Below are 4,357 nucleotides of genomic sequence, written 5' to 3'. Positions count from 1 at the left end.
GCGGCACGCGCGACCCCGTCCACGCTGCGCGCGGCAGCGGACCCGACGGCGGCCGTGGCCGAGCCGGCCGCCGCGACGTCGCGCGCGACCGCGCAGGCAGGCCGCTCGTCCGCGCAGGTGCGCGAACGCGCCGCCGAGAACGACCAGGATGCACGCACCGCATCGCGCGCGGATCGCCGCAGCGGCGACGCGCGGACGATCCAGTACCGGCGGGTCGCCGATCCGGCCGAAACCGGCGCCGGCGGGCCGCTCGAACCGCTGACGTTTCGCCAGCGCGTCGCCTGGACCGTCCTCCATGCGATCGAATCCTCCCCGCTCGCGCCGGGCTTCGCCGCCCGCGAGGCGGACGTCGCGGTCGCGCCCGGCGGGCCGCGCGTCGAGCAGCACAGCTATGGCGGGCGCACGCTGTTCGTCGTGCGCAACGGCCGCCCGGACGCGCCGCTGACACGCCCGGACGGCACGCCGTTGTCCGGCCACGAACTCGCGCTCGACGCGCGCCACGGGCTGCCGGCGCCGTCCCGGCTCGACGAACCGATCGTGCTCGTCGCGGAAGGCGCGGAGGCCGGGCTGGCCCCCGAACTCGCGAACGTCTGGAACCGTCCGGTATTCGTCGCACCGCGCGGCGCGCTCGCGGCGGACGGCACGATCCGCGCGACCAGCGGCTTCCTGCGCTTCGATCCCGCGCCGCATCCGGAGGTCGCGCTCGGGCCGCTGCGGGCGGACGGCCTGCAGGTATTCCATGCGGACAGCGGCAAGCCGGTGGACCTGAACGAACATCTTGGCGCGCTGCTCGGCTTCGGCGCGCACAAGGGCGGCTTCGCGCTCGGCCGGGATGCGGTCGTCGCCCTCTACGAGGATTTCAGCACGCGCGCCGAACAGCAGGCCAGCGCCGGCGCCGAACGCGCGGCGCTCGCGTTGCTGCGGCGTCGCTACGATCTCCCGACCGTCGCGATGGACGGCCCGTTTTCGCACGCCGGCCGCGTCGCGGTGCTGTACCAGCCGCGCGGCGGGCTGCATACCGGCGATGCCGGGCGCGGCCTGCTGCCGACGACGCTCGACCCCGAATCGCTGCAGACCCTGCGCACGCTGCGCGACGCGATTCAGCAGGACCGGCTCTACTTCGATCCGCAAGGCGTGTATCGCGACGGCCGGCTGCTGCTCGCGGATCCCGGCCCGATCGAGACCCACAGCGACGCGTATCGTCAGACCCTCGCGGACGTCGACGATCAGATCACGCTGCTCGAACGCGGGATCGAGCGCGGCGACGTGAAGCTCAAGCGCCCGGACGTGCAGATGCGTGCCGGCGGCGCGCCGCTGCCGAACCAGGTCAGCGCGTTCGCCGAACAGTCGGGCACGCTCGCGCAGCAGATGCGCCTGCTCGGCAGCGACCGTTCGCGCGTGAACGCCGCCGGCAAGCGTCCGGGCGGCGGCCGCTACACGCGCAAGGCGCTCGAAGCCGAGGCGAGCCGGCAGCTCAATGCATTCGAGGCCCGCTACGACGTCGATCTCGGCAGTCGCGCCGACGCGCATCCGCGCGATGCGGGCGATCCGCCGAACGACCACGGCGGCCGCGACAAGCCGCGCGACGACGCGCCGCGCTCGATGCGCGAGATCCAGGCGCAGCGCGTCGCGTGGTCGCGCGCGCACGTCGAGCGCAACGCGTCGCCGTTCGGCGCCGCGACGCCGGCGCTCGACGCGCTGGGGCTCAGGCGGCGCGGCCTCGTGTCGATGGATGAAGCCGACCGTCTCGCGATCGTCCATGCCGACACGCAGCCCGACGGCACGCTGCTCGGCCCCGACGGCCGGCCGATCGATCCGCACGGCTTCTCGCTGCTGTCGGATGCGCCGTACGCCGGCCAGCGCGTGGTGATCCTGGCCGCGCGGCACGCGAACGAAGGCGCGGCCGCGCAACTGGCGAACCTGTGGCAACGCCCCGTCTACGCGGTGCATCCGGACGCCGTCGGCGCAGACGGCGGACTGACCGACCTGTCCGGCATGAACCGCTACGTGCCGGCCGCTTACGAGCAGCCGGCGCTCGGCGAGCTGTCGGTCACCGGCGGCCAGCTGTACGTCGCGGGCGATCCCGCGCGCACCGTCGATCCCGCCGACCATCTCGGCCCGCTCGTCGGCTCGGGGCTCTACAAGACGGTATTCGACGGCGGCACGGGCCAGGCGATCGGCTTCTTCCGCGACACGTCGCCGGACGGCGTGGAAGTCGCGCACGAGGAAATCGGCGCCGAACAGGGCGGCCTGCGTGAACTGAAACGGCTCGACCTGCCCGTCAGCACGGTCGACGGACCGTTCTCGCACCTGGGCCGGGTCGGCGTCGTGTACAAGCCGGCGGCGCTGCTGAGCAGCGCCGCGATGGAAAAAGGGCTCGGCCTGCCCGGCGTGGTCCGGCGCAGCGGTCTCGACGATCTCGCGAACATTCGCAACGTCACGCAGCGGCACGGGCTGCTGTACGACTTCCAGGTGCTGTTCGGCCGCCATGGCGAAGTGCTGCTGCACGACCCCGGCCAGGTACTGCACAAGGCGGACCCGGAAGGCGACGTCGTCGAGCGGATCGACGGCGTCATCGACACGATCCAGCGCGGCATTGCGACGGGCCGCATTCGCCTCGCCCATCCCGCCTACGCCGAAAGCGGCGCGTACGCGCAACGCCCGGGCATGCTCGGGCGCGTCGTGCAGCGGTTCCGCGGCCGCGTGCTGCTGATGCGCGCGCACGCGATCGCGCGACAGTCGCCGACCTTCCGCGCGCAGATGCGGCTGGCCCGCAGCGACGGCTGGACGATCCGCGTCGGTACGCCGGGCGGCGGTCATTACGCGGACGCGGACACGCGCACGATCGTACTCGACGGCAATACGCGCCGCGCCGGCACGCTCGTATTCGTGTGGGGCCACGAACTGCAGCACAGCGTCGATCTCGCGACCGGCGCGCTGGCCGCCGAGCACGCCAGCCCCGAAGCCGCCGTGGCCGCGCTGCTGAAGTCGGATGCGCGCGCGGAGGTCAACGCGTACACGATCCGCAACGAAATCCTCGCCGCCGGCGGGCCCGACATCGCGACCCACGCGACGTTGCCCGACGCGCTCGCCCGGGCGACCGAGCATGCGCTGACGAGCCGCGACCCGGCCGCGCTCGACGCTCTCGCGGACACGTTCGGCGACATGCGCACGTCGACGCCCGGCAATCCGACCTATCGCGAGTACTACGGCGAACAGGTTCGCGCGGCGGCCGGACGCCCCGTCGCGGCACGGCTCGCCGCGCCGGCACGCGCCCGCCATGCGGTCGACGGCAACGCGATGAAGCACGCACGCGCGTGGCTCGACGCGCGCGACATGCGCACGCTGACGCGCGCCGAAGGCCAGCACGCGCCCACGCTCGGGCACCTGGTGCAGCAGACCGGCACCGACACGGCGCTGCTGATCGCGCGGGCCGGCCAGCCGACGCCCGACGCGCCGCCGACGTTCGTCGCGACGGCGCACGTCGATGCGAATGGCGCGATCCAGCGCCTGCGCTTTCTCGGCAACGCGCTGAACGCCGAGGAGCGACAGGCGCTGAAGCAGGCGCTGTCGAGCGCGATGGAACGCAGCGATCCGGCCGGCACCGCCGCCGCGCGGCGCGCGTTCGATTTCCATGCGTCGCCCGTCACGCACCGCGAACTGGTCGCGCTCGGCGGCCCGGCGAAGGTCAAGCCCGCGCGTGAAGGCGAGACGGTCGAATTCACGCGGAACGGGCGCGTGCGCGACGCGTACGTCGATGCGATCGACGCGCTGTCGAATGCGCCGCATTTCGCACGCGCGAAACAGGCCGTCGCGGCGGCCGGCCACGCCGACACGATCTACGTCGTCGACAAGGCGACCGGCAAGATCGCCGGTCATGCGCGCTACGACTCGGCCACCGGTGTCTGGCAATACCGGGAAAACGCCCCGCATGCACGGACTCACGTGACGGAGCGGCCGCTCGCCGCCGCGTATCCGCAGCGCGGCCGCATCCGGTTGCGGCCGAACGGCAAACTGCACGGCGTGCCGCTCACGCGGGCCCGCACGCGCGGCATGACGTTCTTCGTCAGCAGCGTCGAACCGGCCACGCTGGCGCGGGTCGGCGACCGCTTCGACGCGCCGCGACCACCGAAGAAGGACAAGACGGAAGTCCTGCCGCGCCGCGGCCTGCACTATGGCGGCCATGTGGCGATCAGCAGCATGCACGGCCTGCGGCGCCGCTTCGCGTCGCTGACCGGCACGGGCGCCGCGATCGCACTGCGCCGCGCCCGCGCGATCGCGACGCTCGGCCGCGCATCGCCAGCCACGCGCCCGCTGCCCGCCGGCGGCACGCGCACGCCCGCGACCACCGCGCTGG

At 73.6% G+C, this 4,357-nt stretch carries 1 pseudogene; it reads left to right on the top strand.

Going from position 1 to position 4,357, the window contains the following annotated elements:
• Positions 1-4,357, top strand: a pseudogene (locus tag MMB92_RS35000) (LWXIA domain-containing protein); the annotation flags it as partial.

Source organism: Burkholderia sp. IO2, from assembly GCF_029522185.1.
GTDB classification, from domain to species: Bacteria; Pseudomonadota; Gammaproteobacteria; order Burkholderiales; family Burkholderiaceae; genus Burkholderia; species Burkholderia cenocepacia.
The sequence above is the reverse complement of the archived record's forward strand: the minus strand, read 5'-3'. Positions and strand labels throughout refer to the sequence as shown.